The organism is Rhodococcus sp. GA1, from assembly GCF_024321955.1.
GTDB classification, from domain to species: Bacteria; Actinomycetota; Actinomycetes; order Mycobacteriales; family Mycobacteriaceae; genus Rhodococcus; species Rhodococcus pyridinivorans.
Genome location: NZ_CP097187.1, coordinates 53,782 through 77,723, shown reverse-complemented (window position 1 = coordinate 77,723; position 23,942 = coordinate 53,782). Strand labels below are relative to the sequence as shown.

Here is a 23,942-nt window from a genome sequence, read left to right as displayed (position 1 = left end):
CGAGGGGAAACACTTTGTCGACCGACAATCGAGGCACACTCTTCCCGGACGTAACCGAGCACTACGGGCCGCAACCGACTCCCACCGAAGACACCGACACCGGATCGGTGCACTTCCCGATCCCGGACGAGACGATCGCCGACGCGGCGGTGGCCGACTCGGACCTCGAGCCGGTCGCTGCCGAGACCACCTGGGAATCCGACGACGATGCGGTCATCCAGACCGACCTGGAGCCGATCGGCGCTGCTGAGACCCCCGTCGTCGACACTGCACCGGCCCCGATCCCGCAGGACCCGGACGGCGCCGGCGCTGCCGCGCACCCTGACACGCAGGCCGGCGACGACCCGTATGCCACCGCCCCGGACTGGGTGCGCGCCCACATTCCGCGAGGACCGCTGGTGATCTCGCAGCGCAGCCGTGGGGGACTCAAGTCCGCGATCGGTCGCAGCCGTGCTCCCCGTCGCGCCCCGGCCGCGCCCGAACTCGTCGAGCCGACCGCCGCTGCGCCGGTCACCGACACCGCTGTCGCTGCTCCCGCGAAGCCCGGTGGCGATCGGTCCCGGAGCTGGATGCTCGTCGGTGGCGGTATCGCTGCCCTGGCAGCGATGTCCGCGGTGGTAGTGAACGTGATGAGCACGGGCACCGACGAACCGGAGGCGCCGCTGCCGCCGGTCACCGCAGTGGCCTCGTCGTCGGCGACCCCCACCACGACCGAGGCGGTGGCAGCCCCGCCGTGGTGCGCCCCGGTCACCGAGCCCGGCCGGATCGTCGGCAATGGCCCCGGCGGACGCGATTCCGGTCCGGCGGTGATCCAGGCGTTCGAGCACGCCTACTACGTCCAGCGGGACGGCAAGGCAGTCGCAGAGCTGATGGTTCTGCCCGGCAACGATATTCAGAGCTTCATCGATGCTGTTCCGGCCGGGACCGAGCACTGCGTGACCGTGCTGCCGACCGAGGACCCCAACCGCTGGTCGGTCGATGTGCTGTTGAAGTTCCCGCCCGTGGGAGACGAAGGCATCCACAAGCAGTGGATCACCACCATGCCTGCCGACGGCGGCGTGAAGATCGCGAACGTGGAGAACCGATGAACAACGTTGTTGCATTTCGCCGTAGCCCGAAAATCGAGCAGCCCGAACACCTCTCGGCCATCGTGGTGGCCGGATCCGGGGGAGCGGCCGCGACCACGACCTGTTTCGGCCTGGCCACTGCCCTGCGCCTGGGAACCGATGTGCAGGTCGCGGCGATCGACGGCACCTTCGGCGGCGGGAACCTGCTCGATCGTGTCGGTGTCGAACCGATCGACCCATCCCGGGCGATCCGTCAGCTTAGTTCACGCATGGCTCTGAGCACGGCCGGTGCCGTGGTCGTCGGTCACGGCGAATCCTCCGATTCGGTGCTGGTGGACAGTCTGCTCGCCGATCGTCATCTCGCCCGTATCCACGATGTCGGAACGGCGTTGCGCTCGCGCCGTCTGGCTCCGCTGATCGACGCCGGTGCCGCGATCGTCGTCGTCGCCCCGGCTCGATCCGAACCGCTGAGCCGGATGCGCGACGGTCTCGAATGGCTGATGCGCACCTACGGACCGGACGTGCTTTCCCGCACGGTGGTGTCGATTTCGCATCAGCTTCCGCAGCGCCTGGTTGATCTGACCCCGATCCGGGAGGCGTTGACCCCGTTGACCGCCGGGTTCGTCGAAGTTCCCTTCGATGCGAGCCTGGCGCGCCCCGGCACCGTCGATCACCGGCATCTGTCGGTGGCCTCGATCGATGCCTGGACCGACGTGCTCGACGCCCTCGGCCGCATCGAGGCCGGCCATCACGACACCGAGCACGGGGCCGGGACGGAGGAGCTGGCATGAGCAGCAGAGAGCGCATCAGTTTCGAGGCTCGGGTCGAGCCGTACCCGGTAGCCGTCCCCGGACCGGCGGTGTGGCTGCTCGGCGCGCACGGCGGATCCGGCGTGTCCACCCTGGCCCAATACTGGAGTTTCGCCGACGACGCGCAACACCAGTGGCCGTGCGGCACCGACCGTGAGGTCGAATCACCGTATGTCGTGGTGGTCTGCCGCGAAACCATCCAGGGTCTGTCCAGCGCCCACGATCTGATCCTCGAACACCGCAACCGCGATCTGGCCTGCGAGTTGCTCGGCCTGGTGACCGTGGCGAACGCGGCCGGAGCGCCGCCGAAGGACGTGCGCCAACTGCGTTCGATCGTCACCGGCGCAGTGCAGGCGCACTGGTCGATCGGCTGGCACCGCTTCCTGGCCTCGGCTGCCCGATCGAGCCTTCCCACCTGGCGCGCCCTCGACGGCGTGCCCATCCAGACCAAGGGAGCGGTCATCGACGTTCCCGAGGACGTGATCGCTGCCGGGGTCGGCGTCGTCACGGCAATCCAATCGAGTCTGCCGACCTTGTGGTCGGTGCAGTAATCACACGGAGGACAACTCATGCTCCAGACGGTTGTAGATACCGCGTATCTCGCGCAGGGTGCCGTCAATTTCGACATCAACCCGGAAGTGCCTCCGGGCGCGAACGGCCTGCTCAAGCTGCTGAACTGGCTGTTGTGGGGCGTCACGCTCGCGTGTGTTGCGGCCCTGATCTTCTCGGGCGGCAAGTTCGCCTGGGAGAAGTGGCAGCACGGCTCGGGGGACTCGCCAAAGATGCTCGTCGGCTCGCTCGTCGGCGCGATCGTGGCGATCTCGGCGAACCAGATCCTCGGCGCCGTCACCTCTGCGGCATAGGGGCGGGGGTCAAGCGATGCAGGTATCCGCCCAAGGGGTTGTTCCCCTTCCCGGCGAGGTCGTCGACGGCTTCCAAACGCTGCTCGGGTACGCGGCCGGAATCGTCTTCATCCTGTGCGTGGCCAAAGTGATCTTCGTCGGCGGACGGCTGGCCTGGGATCACAAGCACGGTGCCGGCATCGAATCCCCCACCGCCGCAGAGTTCGTCGCGGCGAACATCGGTGCGATCCTCGCCGGCGGCGTGGCCGCGACCATCGCCACGATCCTGCTGGCCACCGCCCAAGGGCCCCAAGCCCAGCAGATCGGAAGCGGCCATTCCCCGACGGTCATCGACCAGCTCGAACAGATGCAACAGCAACAGCAATCCGGCAACGAGGAGAACGAACGATGATGCGTCGGTGGGCGCGAGCAGCGGTGGTTGCGGTGGCGCTGGTTGCCACCAGCTGCGGAGGATCGCACACCCCCGAGTCCGAGCTGTCGATCACCGATCCACCGCAGATCAACCGGTGGATCACCGTCGGCGGGATCGAGGTGCCGATCGGCACCACCGACGGCCCCAGCAATGGTGAATGGGAACCCTTCGCCGGATTCAGCCACACCCCACAGGGAGCGGCGCTGGCGGCGATCACCCAGTCGGTACAGCTGTCCACCGCTTCCGATCGCGCTTGGCCCCAAATCCTGGCCGGTGTAGCCGCACCCGGCGAAGGCCGCGACCTGTACGCCGCCCACCGGGGGCTGGTGGAGATTTCGGGAACCGACCCCGAGATGGTGCCGACCATCGTCGGCTACACCATCGCCGACTACAGCGACACCGCCGCCACCGTCGATGTCGTGCAGCGCTTCTCCGATGACTCGCTCGCATCCTCGACCACCCAAGTGGTGTGGATCGACGACGACTGGCGACTGCACCTGCCCAGCGAGACCGCCGCCACCATCACCGCTCTCGACGCATTGCCGTCGGAGCTGGTCGATCTCGAGGAGACCCGCAAGTGACCGAGCAGAACACCACCGACTCGACCCACGAGAAGAACACTGGCTCACTCGACGCCGAGAACGAACGTGCCTCGTCGGCCACCAAACTCACCATCGGCTTGGCGGCGGTGGCCCTCATCGTTGTCGTCGGTGTCGTGGTCAGCCTGGTGATGGTCTTCCGAGGCGAGGACTCAGAGCCGTTGGTCTCTCTCGATCCGACCACCGGCAGTAGCGCCACCGTTCAGGACAAGGACGGACTGTTCGAGCCGGACCCGGTCTTCGACAGGACCAACCGGGTCATCTACGTTCCGCTCGAGCCCGCCGGGGTGATCTTGTCCGACACCCTGGCCAGCTCGAACCGTCCGGCGGACCAGGCCCCCAGCGGGGTGATGCTCCAGCGCATCCACGGGAACATGGACCTTCCGTTCTCGACTTCCGACGGTCCCACCGGGTTCACCGACAACGGTGTCGCCACCGGGTTCTCCCGCACCGCGCAAGGAGCGGCACTCGCAGCAGCTCACTACTTCGGATATGCGTACGCGGGCGGGAACCGGCTGGAGATGGCGACCGAGGCGGGATTGGTGTCGGACCCGAAAGGTGAGTTCTCCACGCTGGGGATTGCCGATGACACGCCGGCGTCGGTGATGCCGATGGTCAACGTGCTGTTCAACCCGGATCTGACTCTGGTGAAGTTCGGCTACACCGTCGAACGCCCCAACGGCTCGACCCAGATCGCTGTCTCGAAGATCCCGATGGTCTGGCGTGAGGGCACCGGTTGGGTGCTCCAGGCCGATTCCACCGCCCTCGGTGTCGAGTACGAATCCCTGTCGGCGGACGGGTGGCAACAATGGTGGTGACCCGCAGCAGCCTGGGGGCGGCACTGATCCGGGTTGTCGCCGTGACGTGCGTTGCCGGTGTCCTCGCCCTCACGGGAGCGCACATCGCAGCAGCGCAGGACACCGATTCCTCACCCACTACGGCTACTGACGACTCGTCCCAGGTCGACGACGAGGAAGCTACAGGCTTCGAGCAGCTGGAGACCACCCTCGGCACGTTGACCTGCACACCAGGTGGAATGCTGGCCGGCACCGTAGGTGGCTGGATCGCCGAACAGATCGGCGACGTGGACCTGCCCAGCTGCGGGGACGCGGTCGGCACCGCGGTCGATGCAGGTATCGGCACGATCGAAGATGTCGCCGGGGGCGTTGCTGAGGGTGCGGTCGAGAAGACGGCGCTGTGGATCGGCAACGCGGGTGTCGCGGTGCTCGAGTTCGCGCTCGGATGGTGGATCACCGGCACCGAGATGGACGGGGACACCTTCCAGACGACCGTGGCGACGGTCAACGACTACACCTTCTACATCCAGGTCGCGGCTCTGTCGTTGTCGCTGATCCTGCTCGGTGGCCGGCTGGCACTGGCCCGATCCGGCGCGATCCGCGACACCTCGGAAGAGGGCCTCAAACAGATGGCCCGTGCGGCGGTGCTCGCCGGGGGAGCATCGACGCTGATCGTGCTCGGCACCGAACTGTCGGACCAGATTTCGGCGTGGTTCATGGACAGTGCGGTCGGCTCCGACCCGTCCCGCCTGGCCGAAGCGATGGTCTCGATCACTCTGTACTCCGGTCCGGCCGGTGTGGGCCTGCTGTTCCTGATCGGCATCATCGGCATGCTCGGCGGGTTGATGATGGCGTTCTTGATGCTGCTGCGCACCGGCATCCTCGTGCTCATGGCAGCGGCGCTGCCGATCGCCGGCGCCGCCGGAGGCACCAAGGTCGGCAGCCAGGCATACGAGAAGATGCTGGCCTGGACGATCGCATTCCTGCTGGTCAAACCGGTCGGAGCGTTCGTGATCGGGGTCTCGGCGATCCTGTTCCTCGAAGCCACCCCGACCATCACCGACCCCGAGAACGGCGACGGGTTCATGGCCCTGTCCGGGGTCATCACCTTGTCCGCCGCGGCGCTGGTGCTGCCCGCGCTGATGCGGCTGATCGTCCCGAACGTCGGCGCACTCGGAGGCGGCGGCAGCGGCCTGGCCGCAGCCACCGGCGCGGCCGCAGTCGGCGCGAAGGTCGGCGGAATGATCGCCACCGGAGGTGCCAGCGGCGCAGCATCCGGCGCGGCGACCACCAGCACCACCTCGACGACCGCCTCGAATTCTCCGAGTGGGGCTACCCCGTCCGGTTTCGGTGCCGCAGGTGGCGCCGGGAGCGGACAGGCAGGCGGCAATCAGAACGGAACTCCGTCCGCCGGCGGCAGCGCCGCCGTCGGCAGTAGTGGCCCGCAGGGCAACGACTCGGGCAGCCCCGGCGCCGCTGCATCCGGCAGCTCCGGCGCGGGCGGTTCCGGTCACTCCGGCTCCGATGCGCCTGTGGCGACGGGGGCCGGCCACCAGTTCAACCGAGGGGGCTTCGAACAGTGAGCAACGAGCCGACATTCAACACCTACGGCAACTGGCGCCGGCCCCGCAGCACCGGCCTGCTCGGAGCCACCTTCGGCACCTCGATCGCAGGGATCGCCGCCGCAGCTGTCGTCATCATCGCGGGCCTGTTCCTCGGCATGACGGTCGCATTGCTGCTTGCCATCCCGGTGATCGTGTGCTTCATCCCCTTGGTCATCTCCCGTGACGGCCGCTCCGGCTACGAAAGGGCACTGATGCGATTCCAGTTCTGGCGCGGCCGTCGCCGCGGTGAGCACGCCTACGCCTCGGGCACGTTCTCCCGCGTTCCGGGGCGGGCCTACCGTCTTCCCGGCGTGCTCGGCGACACCGAGCTCTACGAAGGCATCGACTCCGACGGGCGCACCTTCGGCATGATCCACATGCCCAGCCGGGGCGCCTACACCGTCGTCTTCGACGCCTACCCCCAAGGCGCCGAAGCCGTCGATCAGGACGTGATCGACCACTATGTCGGCAACTGGGCACAGTTTTTGTCCGGGGCCGGTGAGACCTCGGACATCCTCGCGGTGGTCACCACCGTCGAGACGCTGCCCGAGACCGGCATCGAGCTGTACGAGACGGTGCACCAGAACACCCGCGCCGATGCCCCGCAGCTGGCCCGCGATGCGGCCTACCAGCTCGCCACCGGCTTGACCTCCGGCGGTATCCGCCTCGCAGCGAGGATCGCGATCACCTTCGAGGCCAAGACCACCGAACGCAAGCAGGACCCTTCCGAACAGGCCGTCGAACTCGGCCGGCGTCTGCCCGGTCTGACCGCGGCCGCGGCACGGGCCGGTGTGCCGTGCTCGCCGATGGATGCCGACGACATCATGGCGTTCGTGCGCCGCTCCTACGACCCGGCCTCGCTCGTCGATGTCGAAGCCGGCGTGTACTCCGGGGAGGGCACCGGCTTGACCTGGGAGGACTGCGGTCCCCGCACTGCCCTGGAAAGTGCCGACGGCGGCAAGTACGTCCACGACGGTGCGGTGTCGGTGACCTGGGAGATGCGTGAAGCCCCCAAGGGAGCGGTGACCGAACGGGTGCTCGCGCGTCTGTTGGCCCCGAACGAGGCGGTGCCGCTCAAGCGGGTCTCGGTGATCTACCGGCCGCATTCGGCCGGGGAAGCCACCGACATCGCTGATAGCGACTACCGCAACGCGATGGCCGAAGCGCACGGTGGGTCGCTCAAGAACGGATCGATCGGTTCGGCGAAGTCGCAGATCGAGCTGGCGGCCACGGCCCAGGCCCGCATGGAACAGGCCCGCGGTGCCGGGATGGTGCGCTTCGGGGTGCTGGTGACCGTGACCGAACCGGCCGGCAGCTCCGATGTGCCGAAGATCGACGCCCTGGTCGAGGACCTCTCGCGGCAGAGCCGGCTGACGATCCGCCGCTCGTGGTGCTGGCAGGGCGCAGCGTTCGCGGCCTCCCTCGGCGTGGGAGTCATCGCCCCCGACCACACCACCATTCCCAGCTTCCTCAGCAACTGACACACAAAGGGCACATCCATGAGTGAACGCAACGCCACGAGATCATCGCGGCTACTCACAGCGGAAAAGATCGCCAAGACTCTGCTGTCGGACGACGAGCTGTCCCGTCTCGAGGAGCAGGCGGCCTCGGCCACCGGCATCACGAAGGCATGGAAGAAAAGCCTGGTCAACCGCCAGTACAGTCGCCGGGCGACGGTCGAGCGGTTGACCCGGATCAATTCCGACGGCTTCGACCGCCCGCTCGCCGAGCTCGACGACCGCGGATTCGACGGGGTCGGTGGTGGCCGGATGTCGACGGTGATGCCGCCGGTCGAATACCGGGGCACCTCGGTGCAGGTCGCCGGGATCTACCCGTGGATCGTCGGGGCGAAGGCTCCGCTGCTGGGCACTCCGCTGGGTCGGCATCTGACCACCGGCGCGGCCGTCGGGTTCGATCCGCTCTACGCCTGGAAGATGAAGGCGATCACCGCGCCATCCTGTTTCATCTGCGCGCTCAACGGCTTCGGCAAGTCGACGCTGCTGCGCCGGATCGCCCTCGGCGACATCGCCCGTGGCACGTTGGTGCTCGTGCCCGGTGACGTCAAGCCGGACCTGCGGGTGCTCACCGAGCAGGTCGGCGGGCAGGTCAGCGAGGTCGGCTACGGCACCGGCGCGATCAACCCGCTCGACCGCGGCCCGATCGGGGATGCGATCGAGCAACTGCCCGCCGGTTCCCTCGAACGGGAAAAGGCCGAGTTCGCGCTGCACGCTCGCCAGCTCAACATGATCTGTGCCCTGCTCGAGATCGTCCGCCGCGGCCCCCTGAAGGACTTCGAGGAAACCCTGCTCGCCTCGGCAATCCGATTGCTCTACGCCCCGGGCTCGCGATTCGACAACGACCACGCAGCCCGCCTCGAGGACCTGCTGAAGCTGATCTCGACCGGCCCCGAGGAGCTGATGGACGATGCGGTGGCCGACACCGAGGACGAATACCGCGGTCAGATCAAGCCGCTGCTGCGCTCGCTGCGCGCGCTGGTCAAGGGCCGGTTCGGGGAGACCTTCAACCGGCACAGCACCGTTCGGATCGACATCACCAAGCCGATGGTGGACCTGGACATGTCCTCGGTACCGCCCGGCGATGAGTTGATGCGCGCTGCGGTGCTGCTGGCCGGGTGGAACGAAGCGTTCGCGGCGGTGGAGGCGGCGCACATCCTGGCCGACAACAAGGTGCCCGGTGCCAAGGCCCTGGCGGCGCACATCATCTTGGACGAGGTCTGGCAGGTGATCCAGACCGGCAGCTCGGCGGTGGCGCGTCTGGATGCGGTGCAGCGGTTGCAGCGGTCGATGGGTGTGGCGATGACGATGGTCACGCACTCGCTTGCGGATTTCGAGAAGGTCGGGGCGTTGGGCATGATCGAACGCTCCCGCGCCCGGATCGTCGGCCCGGTTCCCGAGGCCGAACTCGACCGGCTCGGCCGGTTCATGAAGTTCTCCCGCGCTGAGCGGGCGATGGTGACCGGCTGGGCCAACGACAGCACCTCCTCGGTGGAGGAGAAGAAGGCGCTGCGCCAGGCACGCCGCAGCAGCGCCGGCGACGACGGCACCGGCGCAGTCGAGAGCACGCGCACCGCCGCCGGTGTCGGGCATTTCCTGCTCAAGCTCGGCGAAGGCGCAACACCGGGCACCCCGTTCAAGGTGTGGGTGCCCCAGGCAGAAAAGGATTCCGGGATTCACGACACCGATGCCCGTCTGCGGGCCGCCGACGAGGACCGAGTCAAGGAGGTCGCCGCATGAGCCGGCGGGAGCGTCGCGGCCGTCGCCGGTACACCCTGGTCGATGACCTCACCCGTGAGGCCGCGATCGAGACGGTCCTGGGGCGCATGAAGGCCGGGGACAGCTTCACCGCCGCTACGCGAGCGGCCGCTGCGCAGCTGGATGTGGCCGAGACGACGGTGCGGGGCTGGGTCAACCGCTCCGGCCGGCGCCCTCGCCGCACCCCGCAGGAAGTCGCCGCGTTGGAAGCGGAGCTGGCACTGGCACAGGAGCTGAACCGGGCGCTGGCACGCAAGCACGGCATCGCCGCCGAGGATCTGAGCCTGCGGTGAACGGCAAGGGGGGCACCGGCCTGATCGCGCTGATTCTGGCGCTCACACTGATTCCGTTTTTCCTGCTCCTCATCCTGGTGATGGGAATTGCGGACGAGGAAGATCGCGAGAACGGCACGAGCTGCCTCGGACCCGGCACCGGTCTCGGATCGGGGGACCGGCTCGCACCGACGGGTTCGTTCATCAAGCCGGTCGATCCCTCCACCGTCACCTTCACCTCCGGGTTCGGCCCGCGCTGGGGCACCGAGCATCAGGGCATCGACCTGGCCGGGGCCATCGGCACCCCGATCTACGCCTCGGCCGACGGGGTGGTGCGCCAGGCCGGCCCCGCCAGCGGGTTCGGGCAGTGGGTGGTGCTCGATCATGTGATCGGCGGTCAGCTCGTGTCCACCGTGTACGGGCACATCGAGACCTACACCGTCGCCGTCGGCGAGCAGGTCCGCGCCGGTCAGCAGATCGCCACCGTGGGCAATCGCGGGGAATCGACCGGCCCGCATCTGCACTGGGAAGTCTGGCCCGGCGGCTGGGGCACCGCGGCGGTGGACCCGTTGCCCTACTACGACTCCGCTCCCGCACCGGGACAGACCCCGGCCGGGCCACCCACCGCGGTGCCGTCCGCCCCGCCGGAGGGGAACTTGGCGCAGCCGTTGCCGCCGTCGGCCGGTTCCGAGCAGGGCCTGCAGGTCGATGCGAAGAAACTCGCTCGCGCTGCCCACCTGAAGTTCGGGGACCGGATCGCGAGCATCGGGGGGTGGCGTGCCGATGGTGGCTACGCCAGCGATCACACCGAAGGTCGGGCTGTGGATCTGATGATCGCGAACTATCGCTCCGGTGACGGGGTGGCTCTCGGGGACGAGATCACCGATTACGTGCTGGCCAATGCGGAGTTCTTCAATGTCGAGTACGTGATCTGGCGGCAGACCTACTACCCCGTCGGCGGTGCCCCGAGTCTGATGGAAGACCGCGGCAGCGAGACCGAGAACCACTACGACCACGTGCACATCAGCGTCCACGGTCAGGGCACCGACGAGAGGTTGGTGTCGTGGGGATCGCTGCCCGGGGGCAGCGGCAACGCCACCACGATGGCGGCGGACTGCCTCATCTCCGGGGAAGGGGTGGGCGACTACCTCGCCGACGGCACCGTGCCACCGGAGTTCGTTCCGTGGATCGAGCGGGCCGGGTCGATCTGCCCGCAGATCAAACCCTCGCTGCTCGCCGCTCAGCTCGCCGCTGAGAACGGTTTCCGCCACGGAGACTCCGCACCGGTGTCGGTCACCGGCGCGATGGGACCGGCGCAGTTCATGCCGGGCACCTGGGCGAGCTACGGCCGCGACTACGACGGCGACGGCCGGGTCGATGTGAACAGCATCGGCGATGCCGTCATGGCCCAGGGTCACTACATGTGCACCATCGCCGACACCATCGACGGCTGGATCGACGACGGCACGGTCAGCGCCCCGAACGGGCGCACCGAGCTGTATCTGGCCGGCTACAACGCAGGCGAAGGCGCAGTCCTGAACTCCGGCGGGTTCCCCACCGGGCACACCGACTACGTGGTCCAGACCCGCCCCTACGCCGACACGATCCTCGCCGCCGAACCGCAGTACCGGGCGATGAGCAACCAGTGAAAGGAGGTAAGCCGGTGAGGATCACACGAGTGACCGTCGCGGCGGTGGGCACCGCGGCCGCCGTCGTGCTGGCGGGCTGCGGCAGCGACACCACCGACGGTCAGCAGCACACACACGAGGGCAGCGACGACCACCACGTGCTCGAGCCGCTCTCGCCCCGGCAGATCGACGCCGAACAGACCGCGAGCACGGCCATGGGGATGGTCCTGTCCTGGCAGCCCGCGATCGACGAGAGCAAGACCGACGCCCTGATCCGGGCCACGGCGTATCTCGGCGGGGACCTGCTCGCCGTCGCCGAATCCGGCACCCGCGCTTCGGTGCGCCCGGATGCGGACTGGCAGCAGTGGGCCGCGGCGAAGGACGCGGTGGCCGCGACCTGTGTGCGGGCCGACTCGACTCCGGCCGCCCCGAAAGGGATGCGCACCGTGGTCCTCGATGTGACCTGCACCCAGACGGTGCTGCACGCGAGCGGGCGCAGCACCCGCCTGACACCGCAGACCTGGCGCACCACCGTCACCCGCACCGACGACGGGTGGCGGCTGACCGACTACCGATACCAGCAGTAGAAGGGGCGCACGAGACATGGCACAGACGCGACGCGATCGGCCCCGCACCTCCTCCAGCGCCGACGAGGTGATCCTCAAGACGTTCCCCGCCCTCGCTGTGGCGGCGTATCTGCCGACGATCGCCTATAACACCGGTGGGGGAGAGCACCCCACCTGGAATCCGATCGGCCTGCTGTTCGCCCTGGCGCTGGGATCGACGAGCTGGCCCGCTGGGGCAACCATCGTCCTGATCCTCGAACTGGTCCTGGTCGCAGCTCTCGCCGGGGCCGGCTGGTGGGCGCTGCGCCGGTTCGGGGTGCTCGAGACGCTCGCGGGCACGCGGTTCGAGAAACGCATCGACCGCCTCGCCCGCACGATGGTCGATCCAAGGGAGGTCGACGAGGCCGACCCGACGTACCTCGCCGCCAGCGCCGACCGGCTCGCCCCCGCGATACCGACAGACCATCCCGGCTATCTCGGCATCCCCCTCGGTCATACCGTGGTCGGGGGTCGCACCCTGCGCATGACCTGGGAATTCGTGGCGATCGCCTTCGCCGGCGCCCGGATGGGCAAGTCCGCATCGTTCGCTATCCCGGCGATCTGCCACGCCCCGGGGGCGGCGCTGGTGGCGTCCAACCGGGGCGACGTCTACTCGCACACCGTCGGTCTCCGCCGCACCGCGGGGCGGGTGTGGATCTTCGACCTGCAGGGCGTGACCACCGGCAACCGACAAGAACGCGCGACGTTCTGGTTCGATCCGCTGCGCACCGTCACCGACCTGCCGTCCGCGGCGGCGGTGTGCGGGTACTTCATCTCCGCCGCCACCGACCCTGGTGCCCGGGTCGATGCCTACTTCGACGGCAACGCCCGCGACCTGTTCGCCTCCTACCTGCTCGCCGCCGCCCTGGCCGGCGGGGACATCCGGCACGTGGTCGAGTGGCTGACCCACACCCAATCGCAGATCCCCCCGGCCGTGCTCGACCAGCACGGCTACCCGGAGCTGGCGCGCACGATGCGCGGCAAGCAGGCCGTCAACGCCAAGCAGCGCGACGGCTTCTACGACATGGCCCGCCGCTTCCTCGCCCCGCTGGACGAGCCTCGCTACGCCGAGGCGGTCCTACCGAACCGGCAGGTGGTCATCGGCACCGACACCCACGGCCGGGTCACCGTCACCCCCGGCCGGCACGTGCACGATCTGCCGGAGTTCATCGCCGCGGAATTCGTCACGGGCACCGACACGATGTACGCGCTGTCCAAGGACGGCCCCGGCTCGTCCTCGGCGCTCTCGAGTGCCCTGGTGGGTCAGATCCTTTCCTGCGCGGAGGAGTACTCCGAGCGGCAGGACTCGGGGCGGATGCCGCTCCCGCTGACCGCGGTGCTCGACGAAGCGGCCAACATCTGCAAGCTCGAAGACCTGCCGCGCTGGTACTCGCACTTCGGCGGCCGCGGGATCATCCTCATCACGTTCTTCCAATCCCCCTTCCAGGGCGAGAAGGTCTGGGGCCGCGGAGCCTTCCAGGCCATGGTCGATGCGGCCAGCGTGACCTGGTACGGCGGCAACGTCGACGACGACGCCTTTCTGTCCGGCCTGGTCGATGCCGTCGGCACCCACTACGTCGACACCGAATCCCGCAGTCGCCCCGCCGGCTTCTTCGCCGGCGGCCAGGCGAGCGTGTCGAACAACTGGCAGAAGGAAACCATCTTCGAGAAGCGGGACCTGCGGGCCCTGCCGAAAACCCGTGCCCTGGTGACCATCGGTGGCGCCACCCCGATCCTGGTCCGCAAGGCCTTCTGGGGCGACTCGTCCTTCGCTGACGCGATCCGCCAGTCGAAGAAGGACAGCAAACAGCTCGGCCCCGCCCACCAGAAGGCTCTGCCTGTCGGTGAATCCGATCGGCCCGTCGTCGTCGCCGACATGGTCATGCCGGCCGACGACCAGAGCGACACCGCACCTGTTCCCCTCGAGCCCACGCCCGAGACTTCTCGTGCCGACCGGCTCTTCCACTCCGAGTTTCTGGCAAAGGACTGACCATGGTCGAGGTCAACACCGCAGCGTCCGACGAGTGGGACACCAGCAACGAAGCACCCGACGGTGATGAGTACGAAGACGAGTACGAGCCGGACGAGGACACCGACGAGTACGACGACGAGGCGGACGCACCTCCGACGAAGGAACCGAAGTTCGCCAACGTCATCGAGTGGGTCAACGGCTACTTCCTGCCGGTGATCCGCCGTCGGATCAGCGACAACGACGGGGGCCGGTCGTGGGACCCGAGATGGTGGGCCTACCCGGAGGTCGTCGCCCGCCTGACCGCGCTGTACCAGGCGTGGGAGGAAGCGCGGGTGTCGGATTCGATGGCTGCGATGTCTTCCTGGTGGATCCAGCACCTCGAACCGCACCTACGCGTCATTCTCGACGGCGACACCGGACCGATGGCCAACGCCAAATCCGACCGCAGCTTCCTGGGCTGGCCGGCCATGCCATCAGATCCTGTGCCTGCCCCCGTCCTCAGTAGGATTCTGAGCCAAGAGCAGTGAACACGTTGCCAAACTCGAGCGGCCATAGAGTGGGGTACTTCTCAAATGCTCAAGTCCTTCAAACTGAAGCCTGAGCAAGCAATATCGGCATATTCAGCTGATATTGCTTGCTCATGAGGAGCGGCATGGGCTATGACCTCACCTCACAGCTGCGCCTGGCTTTTCACTTGCCCAGAGTTCTGAAGACAAGCGCTGCATCTCAGTCTTTCCGCGTGCAAAGTATAGATATTCGGGTCCCATGCGAGCGGAGGACGCAGCCATCCTCCATCCAGTGGTGCAGTGTGCCTGCGACGAGGCGTGGCGGTAGTTTCCTTGCGCTGCCTACTCGTCGAATAGCAGTTCAGGATCGACACCATGCTCAGCTGCTAGGTCGTGAAGAACCTGAGTGGGATCAGGCGGCGCCCAACCATCTACTGCGATGCCATCCGCGATCATGCTTGAAGTTCCTGGCGCGACCCCGAGTAGACCGCTCGGTAATCTCGATTGGGTGGAAGGGCAAGATTCGGAGCGCATAGATTCGCTCATCCGTGCGCTCGAGATCGATGAAGATGTGGTCCGCCCCACCATCGAGCGGGTGCGGCAGGAGATTGACTCTTATCGGGCCGCTACGGATGCAGATCTCGAGGGTAGCGTCCGCCGTAACCTCCGACTGTCTGTAGTGACTTTGCGTCAGCGTGAGGTGCCTTCACCCTCGGACATTTGGGAAGCCGAGACAGCAACACTCCAGAGGCTCCGCGCTGGCCTGCCTATCGAAGACATCCTCGCGGGTTTCCGTGTGTCAATCTCATCGATCTTGGACCGTACCGTTGCGCTCGCCGAGGAGTTTGGGCTCCCAGAGCGGGAGATCGTGGAAATGACCGCTCTGCTGTGGAAACTCAGCGATGCGTTCTCGGCGCGCGCGGCGTCCGCCTACCGCCACCATGGGCTTGAGATCGCGCTCGCGGAGCGTCGGCGGCGGGACGCGTGGCTGCTGGATTTGCTGTCGGGAAGTCTCTCGGCCGCGCAGGTGGACCAAGGGGCGATCATGTATCGACTGTCCCGTGACGGCGACTATCGGGCGTTTCGCACCTCCGCGCATTCTGCGGAAGAACTCGAGTCCCTGCGCATCCAGATAGTTCGCGGGCACGGCGAGGGCGAAGCGATGGTCCTGCCGTCGGAGGGACGGCTCATCGGCATACTGAAGGATCCGCTACAGGATCCGCTGCGTGATGTCGCTGACGGCGTCGTGGCGCTGGGTCCCGTGCGGACACTGGAAGCAGTCCCGGAGTCGTTCAGCATTGCAGGCGACGTCCAAGGGGCGGCAGAAGGGCATGTCGAGAACGGCGTGGTAACCGTCGAATCACTCGGGTGGCGCATGGCGGTCTCGCGCATGCCCGCGACCCTGGACGCACTTCGAGAACGATATCTCGCCCCCCTCGAGTCCTCCGGAGCGCTGAGGGATCTGATCCCCGAGGCACTCCGCGCCTACCTGGCCAACGGGCGCAACATTCCCAGAGCGGCCGAGACGCTGTATCTGCACGTGAACACACTGCGATATCGGCTCGCCCGGTTCGAGGAGCTGACAGGGCGTTCGTTGGAGTCTACGGACACCATTGTCGAACTCGCACTTGTCCTCTACTGAACGGCGAGACGTTCGTAGCTAGCTACGAAATACCCGATGCTCCGTTGGCTCCGTGCACGTGGATTAAGCGTGAGCCACATCTCAGACTTGTGGCATCGCACATTCCCGGGCCGACTCCCGCCGCGGTCGTCGAGCCCACCGAGATCGGAGCAATGGTGGCAACTGCACATTCCGACGAGTCGGTGGAGCCCACCAACTCGCCCCCGACACCCCCCGCGCAGGAGACGACCGCGAAGAAGTTCCACCTCAGGCAGCTGCTCGCCGCGTTGGTTGGCCACACTTTGGAGTGGTTCGACTGGTACGTCTACGCGATGCTCGTGGTGTACTTTTCGCCGCAGTTCTTCCCCGAGACCGACAACAGTCTGGTCCCGCTGTTGGGTGCGATGGCGATCTTCGCGGTGGGATTCTTCGCGCGACCCATGGGCGGCCTGGTGATCGGCATGCTGGCGGACAAGTTCGGCCGCAAGGCCACGCTCAGCGCCACCATCATCGGCATGGGTGTGGGCAGCCTGATGATTGGCGTCGCGCCCACATACGCCCAGGTCGGAATTCTCGCCCCGGCAATCCTGGTTCTCGCCCGGTTGCTGCAGGGCGCCTCGGCCGGCGGTGAATACGCTGCCGGGTCGGCATTTCTCATCGAATCCGCGCCGGAGGGGCGCCGCGGGTTCTTCTCCAGCTTCTTCTACGTCGGCGCGACCCTCGCCAACCTCACCGCGATCGTGGTCTCTGCTGTCCTGGCCAACACCCTCTCGACCGAGAACATGGAGTCCTGGGGCTGGCGTCTTCCGTTCATCGCGGGCGCCCTTGCCACGGTGGGCGGCTACTGGATTCGCCGTCGCGCCGTCGAGACCCTGGAGGAAGCCCCCGCCGGAGAAGTCCGCAGGAAAGTCGGAATGTTCGATTTCTTCCGCGAGCACCCCAAGCAGGCCCTCCAGATCTTCGGTCTGACCGCCGCCCCCGCACTGGTCTTCTACATCTGGAGCTCGTTCCTGCCCACGTACGCCAGCATCACAGTGGGCCTCGACGTCAAGGTCGGATTGGTCACCGGCTCCATTTCCCTGGTCGTGTTCCTGGCACTCCAGCCCGTGTTCGGGCTGCTGTCCGACAAGATCGGCCGCAAACCGCTGCTGATCGTGTTCGGCCTGTTCTTTGTCTTCGGCACCGTCCCGCTTCTCAACAACCTCACGGGAAGCTTCACCAGCCTGTTGATCGTCCAGCTCACCGGACTCGTGTTCATCGCCCTGTGGTCCAGCATCTCCTCGGCCATCGCATCCGAACTCTTTCCTGCCCGGTTGCGCGGCTCCGGCATCGGGTTCCCGTACGCGCTGGCCGTGGCGCTCTTCGGCGGCACCGGCCCGTATGTGGCCACCTGGATGGTCGACAGCGGCAACATCGGACTCTTCGGCTGGTACGTCACGATCGTCGCTGTCGTCAGCACCCTCGTGTTCGTCCGGCTGCCGGAAACCGCGCACAAGCCGCTCCCGTGACCAGGCGGACAAGCCACAAATCGCCACGCTACCGCGTACTGACACGCCCGGGAGGGCCGCATGAGTAACAACATCTGGATCGTCGGCATCGGAATGACCACCTTCGGCAAACACGTCGGCAAGAGCGTGCATGACCTGGCCGGCAGCGCCATTACCCACGCTCTCGCAGATGCCGGGCTCGGCCCGGACGCCGTCGAAGCCGCGTTCTACGGCACCGCCACCCACGGCCCTCTCGAGGGGCAGGCCATGATCTCCGGCGAGATCGCCCTGCGCGAGTTGGGCATCCAGCGGATCCCCGTGTTCAACGTGGAGAATGCCTGCGCCACCGGCGCCTCCGCGTTCAGCCTCGCGTGCGCCCACATCAGAGCTGGAGAGGCCGACGTAGTGCTGGCCGCCGGCGCCGAGAAGATGAACGTCGGCAATCCCGAGCTCACTATGTCCGTTTTCGACGCGGGCTACGACGTGGCCCGGCCCGAGGATCTGCAAGCGACTTTGGGCGCCCTCGGCGGTGAGATCGACGAGCCCGATCTGGGCAAGCGATCGATCTTCATGGATATATACGCCGCGATGGCCCGCAGCCACATGCGGCAGTATGGGACCACCCAGGAGCAGATCGCCGCGGTGGCCGCCAAGAACCACGCACACGCGGTGGAGAACGAGCGCGCCCACTACCGAAATGCCATGACGGTAGACGAGGTGCTCGACGCCCGCCCGCTGTCCTTTCCGCTCACCGTGCCCATGTGCGCCCCTGTCACCGATGGAGGTGCGGCCGTCCTCGTGTGCAGCGACGCCGGCCTGGCCCGGCTCTCCGCAGCCCACCCCGTGCAGGTGCTGGCCTCGGTCGTGGGCACCGGTTCTGATCGTGACATCACCTCCTTCGACGGCCACCTGAGCCAGGGCATCGCCGCCCGCGCCTACGACCGCGCCGGCATCACAGCCGACCAGGTCGACGTGGCGGAGGTGCACGACGCGACCGCCTTCGCGGAGATCCTCCAGACCGAGATGCTCGGTCTGGTTCCACCGGGTGGCGGCGGGGCGGCGGCTGCCAGCGGGGAGACCTCGCTCGGCGGCCGGATTCCGGTCAACCCGTCCGGTGGCCTGGAGTCCAAGGGCCACCCGATCGGTGCGAGCGGCCTGGCGCAGATCTTCGAACTCACCCAGCAGCTGCGCGGAGATTGCGGTCCCCGCCAGGTAGTGGGCGCTCGCATCGCCCTGGCCGAGAACGGCGGGGGCTTTCACCGTGGCGAGGAAGCGGTCACGGCCATCACGATCCTCAAGGGAGTTGAGTGACGATGGCGGCAATCGACTTCTTCGACCGCGGATGGTCGATGGACCCGTCCAAAGTCGCCTACCGTGGCGTCGGCGAGGTGTGGACCTACGAGCAGGCGGGCCGGCTCTCGTGCCGAATCGCAAACAGGTTGCTCGCTGAAGCCGGTGACGGCAAGGCTACGGTGGCGGTCCTGTCCCCCAACTCGCCCAAAGCGTGGATCTGCGTGTTGGGAGCGTGGCGGGCGGACTGCACATGGGTGCCCCTGAATCCCCACAATCCCGTGGCAGAGAACGCGGAACTGCTCGTGCGCTTCGACGTGGACCTGGTCATGTACCACCCGGACCTCGCACAGATGGTAGAGGAGATCAAGAAGATCAACGGGGCCGCCGCTCCACGCATGATTGCGATCGGACCCGGTACGTCGGACCCCGATCTGGACGAGTGGACGGCGGCCGTATCTGACACCGTGCCGGTGGTGAATCATGACCCCGAGGCCGTTGTGATGCTCTCACCCACCGGCGGCACGACCGGCAAGCCCAAGGGCGTGATGAACACCAACCGCAACATCGGTGTCATGGTCGCCCACCACATGCTGGCCCTGCAGTACGACCGCGACGGCGAGGCCGTCAACCTCGCGGCCGCGCCCATGACGCACACCGCCGGCATGTTCAGCCTGCAGACCACCGCCCGCGGCGGCACCGTGGTGGTGGTGGAGCGGGCCGCGCCCGAGCTCATCCTCCCGGCGATCCACGAGCACCGGATCACCGAGCTGTTCCTACCGCCCACCGTGGTGTACCGGTTGCTCGAGGTGCTTGCCCGCGAGGACTACGACACCTCCTCCCTGCGCTACCTCATGTACGCAGCCGCACCGATGTCGCTGGAGAAGCTCAAGGAGGGACTCCGCCGGCTGGGTCCGGTGTTCATCGAGTGCTACGGGCAGATGGAGGCACCCGCTGCCATTTCGTTCCTGCGCCCAGTCGAGCACATGGACGGAGACCAGCCGGCCGCCGATGACCGGCTCGCCTCCTGTGGGCGCCCGTACCCGCTGGTCGAGGTGCAGATCAAGGATCCCGAGAGCGGTGCACCGCTCGGGCCGGGGGAAACCGGCGAAATCTGCGTGGCCGGGGACCTGTTGATGAAGGGCTATTACAAGGATCCGGCCAAGACCGCCGAGACGATCGTCGACGGTTGGCTGCACACCGGAGACCTGGGGCACGTTGACGAGCAGGGCTACCTCCACCTGACCGACCGCAAGAAGGACTTGATCATCAGCGGCGGTTTCAACGTGTACCCCGGCGAGGTCGAGCAGGTCGTCTGGGGACACCCCGCCGTTGAGGACTGCGCCGTAGTCGGCGCTCCTGACCCGGACTGGGGCGAGCGCGTGACTGCGGTCGTGGAACTCAAGCCGGGCCAGAACGTGACCGCTGGGGAGTTGCGCGAACTGTGTAAGCAAGTGCTGGGCCCTGTCCGCACGCCCAAGGACTTCATGTTTGTGGACGAGTTGCCCCGCAGCGTCAACGGCAAGGTTCTCAAGAAGGACCTCCGCGAGACGTTCTGGGCTGACTCCACGCAGAAAATCTAGGGACCGGAAGAGGAGAGAAGCCATGCGAGAGCTGGAAAACAAGATCGCCCTTGTCGTGGGTGCGGGCACCGACGGCGACGGGGTGGGGCTCGGTCGTGCCACCGCCATCACCTTCGCCCGCGAAGGAGCACACGTGGTGTGCGCCGACGTGTCGGCCGAGTCAGCCGAACGAACCGCCGAGATGATCCGAGCCGAAGGACATCGTGCTGACTCGTGCCACGTCGATGTAACCGACGAGCAGCAGGTCAAGGCGGTTATCGACACAGTGGTGCAGACCCACGGTCGGCTCGACGTACTGCACAACAACGTGGGGATCGCCGCCGCGGGCGGTGTCATCGACCTCGCCGTCGACGACTGGGAGAAGGGCCTTGCTCTCAACCTGACCGGCGCCTTCTTCTCGATGCGGCACGCGATCCCACACATGGTGGCAGCTGGCGGCGGGTCGATCGTCAACATCTCGTCCGCTGCCGCGGCCGGCTGGAGCGGCGTACCGTACGCGGCCTACTACGCAGGCAAGGCGGGCCTGGAACATCTTTCCCGCACGACCGCCGTGGAATTCGCCTCACGGGGTGTGCGTGTCAACGTTGTACAACCCGGCCTCATTAAGACGCCCATGGTCGCCCGCTCGGCCGGGATCGCCGACGCCTACGCCGACGGGGACATCGAGGCGATGTGGTCCAAGCGCGACGCCCAGACCCCGATGGGGCACATGGGTGAGGCCTGGGACGTAGCCCATGCCTCACTCTTTCTCGCCAGCGAGCGAGCGAAATACATCTCTGGTGCAGTACTGCCGGTAGACGGTGCGCTCACGGCCAGCTTCGTCTCGCCGAACTGACAACGGCGACGGTCGGAAGGTCACCTCGACCGCCCTCATGCGATTCGACACCGCACACCGAGGTGGGTGTGGCCGGGAGACCTGTACCTGCACAGCCCAGGCCGGGTCCGCGGCGACAAGGCGTACTCGTCGCGAGCGAACCGTGAGCTACTACCTGGGTTCGACGTAATTCGCGGGTTCTAGAGGTTCTGCGGAGCTGAAGGCGCAGGTCACCGGGCTGCCAGGGACGAAGAAACCCAGGAGGTACCTAGAGACGCGATTATCTCAATTCACCTACGTTGGCCTGGACACAGCTCGTATGGTCTAGAGCTGTGTACGTGAAGACGACGAAGCGGGAGAACAAGTCCGGCACGGTGCGGTACCTGCACCTGGCCCACAACGAGTGGGACCCGGCCAAGGGGCGGGCGGTGCCCAAGGTGCTGTTCACCTTCGGCCGCGAGGACCAGCTCGACCGCGACGCTGTCAAGCGCCTGGTCGTGTCTCTATCGAAGCTGCTCGGGCCCGGCGACGCGTTGACCGCGACCGCCGCGTCCGACCTCGCGTTCGTCTCCTCGGTGCCGTTCGGCGGCACCTACGTCCTCGACCACCTGTGGCACCGGTTGAAGATCGACCAGATCGTGGGCCGGGTCGGACAGCCCAAGCGCGGCCGCCGCCGGGACATGACCGCCACCGAACGGGTGCTGTTCGCCCTGGTCGCCAACCGGGCGCTGGCACCGTCGTCCAAACTCGCCGCCGCCGACTGGATCACCCACGACGCGCACATCGACGGACTGGCCGAGACCGGCGAGCAGCCCTGCTACCGGGCGATGGACTGGCTGCACGAAGTGACCGACGACCTGGAGAAGCAGGTCTTCGACGAGGTCGCCACCCTGCTCAACCTCGAAGTGGACCTGCTGTTCTTCGACACCACCAGCACCTACTTCGAGCTGGAAGAACCCGACGAACCCGTCGCCCGCAACGACGCCGGCCGCCGTCTGGGCGACGGCCCGGACCACGGCGACGCGAAGCAGACCGGGTTCCGCACCTACGGCAAGTCCAAGGACTCCCGCGACGACCTGCCGCAGATCGTCATCGGCATGGCCGTCACCCGGGACGGCATCCCGGTGCGCTGCTGGTGCTGGCCGGGCAACGCCTCCGACCAGACGGTGATCCGGCAGGTCAAGGACGAGATGCGGGACCCGGCCCTGGCCAAGATCGTGTGGGTGACCGACCGGGGCTTCTCCAGCGAGGAGAACCGCCGCTACCTGCGGCAAGGTGACCACGCCTACATCATCGGCGAGAAGCTCCGCTCCGGATCACCGGAGGTGAAGTCCGCCCTGTCCCGCCCGGGCCGCTACCAGGACGTCGCCGAGAACATGCGTGTCAAGGAAGTGCGGATCAGCGACACCGACCGGTTCGTGATCTGCCACAACCCCGAAGCAGCGATACGCGACCAGCACATGCGCACCCAACTCGTCACCCACCTGCAGGAGTTGATCGCCGACACCGACACGCTCAGCGACTTCAAGCGCGGCGAGGTGCGCGGGAGGATTGCCGACAAGCCCGGCCTGAACCGTTACCTGCGCACCACCGGCGCGGGCAAGCTCCGCATCGACCACGCCAAGATCAAGACGGAGGAGAACCTCGACGGCAAGTACCTCCTGCGCTGCTCGGACCCCAAGCTCAGCGCCGAGGACATCGCCCTGGGCTACAAGCAGCTCATGGAAGTCGAGCGCGGTTGGCGCGACATGAAGCAGATCATCGACCTGCGGCCGGTCTACCACCGGCTCGAAGAACGCATCCGCGCCCACGTCACTCTGTGCTGGCTTGCCCTCCTGCTGATCCGCATCGTCGAGACCCAGGCCGACACGACCTGGGCCCGGGCCCGCCGCGAGCTCCAACGCCTCCACGTCGGGACCTTCACCGGCCCCACCGGCACGTTCGAGCAGGTCACCGGCCTCACCAAGCCTCAGCGTGACCTGCTCACCAAGCTCGGCATCCCCCGCCCGAAGCAGGTCCAGGGCCTCCAACCAACAGCCCGCTGACCAGCAGGAATACCACCGCCTAGAGAAACGTCGTGCAGGCGGCCAGACCCATGTCCGTGCAGCTCGGGCCCCAGATTCGGCCCTCCAGGTCACGGAATTACGTCGAACCCAGGTACTACGGCGCCGGGGCATCGGTGCGGTCATCGCCGAACCCTCCGATCAGGCCGGACATCGCCATCGACGCGGTTCACGCGGTGGTAGACCGCCGGCATTCGATTCGGTCGATTATCGCGGCCGCAACGTCGTCGAACGCCGGATCTGCCACTTGAAGCAGTGGCGTGGATTGGCAAGGCGGTACGACTGTGAGGATGAAGACGTGCCGCCCCGGACCGTGGCCTGACCCGCGTTACGACTGGCCTCGCTGCCTTGAGTTTGATCTGTCGACCGCGTGTCCGGGGCGGTGCTTGCTGCCGTCGGATCGACCAGGCGTGTCTCCAGAGGGGCCTTGCCGCTATCAAGGCACCATCACAGTCCTGACCGCCTGTGCCGACCCGACGACGGCCATCCGTTCCCGAGCCGTCAGGAGACGAACGACCTTGTCCAGCATGCCCTACCCGACGCCCCCGATGACACCGTCGACCCTGACGAGATCGTGCTCGGAGTCGACACGCACAAGGACATACACGTGGCGGCTGCGCTCACTGCCTTGGGTGTCCTCCTCGCCCCAAAACGTTTGCGACCACCGCCACCGGTTAC

21 protein-coding genes are annotated in these 23,942 nt (G+C 67.1%); all 21 read left to right on the top strand.

The features are described from left to right. The first annotated feature begins 14 nt into the window (after nucleotides 1-14). The 21 genes from M3330_RS23685 (at nucleotide 15) to M3330_RS23585 (ending at nucleotide 23,246) form a co-directional block, all read left to right on the top strand. Nucleotides 15-1,088, top strand: coding sequence for a hypothetical protein (locus tag M3330_RS23685; RefSeq protein ID WP_255029328.1), 1,074 nt, complete (start codon nucleotides 15-17; stop codon nucleotides 1,086-1,088). Then, a complete protein-coding gene (locus M3330_RS23680) occupies nucleotides 1,085-1,858 on the top strand; it encodes a hypothetical protein (RefSeq protein ID WP_255029326.1) in 774 nt (257 codons plus the stop codon). Before M3330_RS23685 ends, M3330_RS23680 begins: the two co-directional genes overlap by 4 nt. Next, nucleotides 1,855-2,427, top strand: a complete 573-nt coding sequence (locus M3330_RS23675; RefSeq protein ID WP_255029323.1) for a hypothetical protein — start codon at nucleotides 1,855-1,857, stop codon at nucleotides 2,425-2,427. Before M3330_RS23680 ends, M3330_RS23675 begins: the two co-directional genes overlap by 4 nt. An 18-nt stretch (nucleotides 2,428-2,445) precedes the next feature. Continuing rightward, entirely contained in the window at nucleotides 2,446-2,739 is a 294-nt protein-coding gene (locus M3330_RS23670; RefSeq protein WP_064257214.1) for a hypothetical protein, read from the top strand. 16 nt (nucleotides 2,740-2,755) lie between these two features. Next, complete coding sequence (locus M3330_RS23665; RefSeq protein ID WP_006553222.1) at nucleotides 2,756-3,130, top strand: hypothetical protein; 375 nt, start codon at nucleotides 2,756-2,758, stop codon at nucleotides 3,128-3,130. Next, the gene (locus M3330_RS23660) at nucleotides 3,127-3,732 is read left to right on the top strand and encodes a hypothetical protein (protein WP_255029315.1); all 606 of its coding nucleotides are present in this window, start codon (nucleotides 3,127-3,129) and stop codon (nucleotides 3,730-3,732) included. Before M3330_RS23665 ends, M3330_RS23660 begins: the two co-directional genes overlap by 4 nt. Further along, nucleotides 3,729-4,568 carry a hypothetical protein gene (locus M3330_RS23655; RefSeq protein ID WP_220667235.1) on the top strand — a complete coding sequence of 280 codons (840 nt, stop codon included), beginning with the start codon at nucleotides 3,729-3,731 and terminating at the stop codon, nucleotides 4,566-4,568. The genes M3330_RS23660 and M3330_RS23655 overlap by 4 nt, the downstream gene beginning before the upstream one ends. Further along, nucleotides 4,559-6,130, top strand: a complete 1,572-nt coding sequence (locus M3330_RS23650; RefSeq protein WP_255029338.1) for a hypothetical protein — start codon at nucleotides 4,559-4,561, stop codon at nucleotides 6,128-6,130. The genes M3330_RS23655 and M3330_RS23650 overlap by 10 nt, the downstream gene beginning before the upstream one ends. Further along, nucleotides 6,127-7,632 carry an SCO6880 family protein gene (locus tag M3330_RS23645; protein ID WP_255029313.1) on the top strand — a complete coding sequence of 502 codons (1,506 nt, stop codon included), beginning with the start codon at nucleotides 6,127-6,129 and terminating at the stop codon, nucleotides 7,630-7,632. Before M3330_RS23650 ends, M3330_RS23645 begins: the two co-directional genes overlap by 4 nt. An 18-nt stretch (nucleotides 7,633-7,650) precedes the next feature. Further along, nucleotides 7,651-9,405, top strand: coding sequence for an ATP-binding protein (locus M3330_RS23640; RefSeq protein WP_255029311.1), 1,755 nt, complete (start codon nucleotides 7,651-7,653; stop codon nucleotides 9,403-9,405). Beyond that, on the top strand, nucleotides 9,402-9,716 hold the full coding sequence (locus M3330_RS23635) for a hypothetical protein (protein WP_255029309.1): 315 nt from the start codon (nucleotides 9,402-9,404) through the stop codon (nucleotides 9,714-9,716). Before M3330_RS23640 ends, M3330_RS23635 begins: the two co-directional genes overlap by 4 nt. Then, a complete protein-coding gene (locus M3330_RS23630; RefSeq protein WP_255029308.1) occupies nucleotides 9,713-11,344 on the top strand; it encodes a peptidoglycan DD-metalloendopeptidase family protein in 1,632 nt (543 codons plus the stop codon). The genes M3330_RS23635 and M3330_RS23630 overlap by 4 nt, the downstream gene beginning before the upstream one ends. Nucleotides 11,345-11,358: 14 nt before the next feature. Further along, nucleotides 11,359-11,910, top strand: coding sequence for a hypothetical protein (locus tag M3330_RS23625; protein WP_255029306.1), 552 nt, complete (start codon nucleotides 11,359-11,361; stop codon nucleotides 11,908-11,910). 16 nt (nucleotides 11,911-11,926) lie between these two features. After that, complete coding sequence (locus M3330_RS23620; protein WP_255029304.1) at nucleotides 11,927-13,918, top strand: type IV secretory system conjugative DNA transfer family protein; 1,992 nt, start codon at nucleotides 11,927-11,929, stop codon at nucleotides 13,916-13,918. 2 nt (nucleotides 13,919-13,920) lie between these two features. Continuing rightward, nucleotides 13,921-14,427, top strand: coding sequence for a DUF4913 domain-containing protein (locus M3330_RS23615; RefSeq protein ID WP_119699132.1), 507 nt, complete (start codon nucleotides 13,921-13,923; stop codon nucleotides 14,425-14,427). A gap of 487 nt (nucleotides 14,428-14,914) precedes the next feature. Beyond that, complete coding sequence (locus M3330_RS23610; RefSeq protein ID WP_255029301.1) at nucleotides 14,915-16,048, top strand: CdaR family transcriptional regulator; 1,134 nt, start codon at nucleotides 14,915-14,917, stop codon at nucleotides 16,046-16,048. A 152-nt stretch (nucleotides 16,049-16,200) separates the two neighbouring features. Beyond that, the gene (locus tag M3330_RS23605; protein WP_119699167.1) at nucleotides 16,201-17,535 is read left to right on the top strand and encodes an MFS transporter; all 1,335 of its coding nucleotides are present in this window, start codon (nucleotides 16,201-16,203) and stop codon (nucleotides 17,533-17,535) included. A gap of 60 nt (nucleotides 17,536-17,595) precedes the next feature. Further along, nucleotides 17,596-18,825 (top strand): thiolase family protein, encoded by a 1,230-nt coding sequence (locus tag M3330_RS23600; RefSeq protein WP_119699134.1) that lies wholly within the window; start codon nucleotides 17,596-17,598, stop codon nucleotides 18,823-18,825. A 2-nt stretch (nucleotides 18,826-18,827) separates the two neighbouring features. After that, a complete protein-coding gene (locus M3330_RS23595; RefSeq protein ID WP_119699135.1) occupies nucleotides 18,828-20,387 on the top strand; it encodes a class I adenylate-forming enzyme family protein in 1,560 nt (519 codons plus the stop codon). 22 nt (nucleotides 20,388-20,409) lie between these two features. Continuing rightward, a complete protein-coding gene (locus M3330_RS23590) occupies nucleotides 20,410-21,222 on the top strand; it encodes an SDR family NAD(P)-dependent oxidoreductase (protein ID WP_119699136.1) in 813 nt (270 codons plus the stop codon). Nucleotides 21,223-21,533: 311 nt separating this feature from the next. Then, entirely contained in the window at nucleotides 21,534-23,246 is a 1,713-nt protein-coding gene (locus M3330_RS23585) for an IS1634 family transposase (RefSeq protein WP_119699137.1), read from the top strand. Nucleotides 23,247-23,942: the final 696 nt, after the last annotated feature.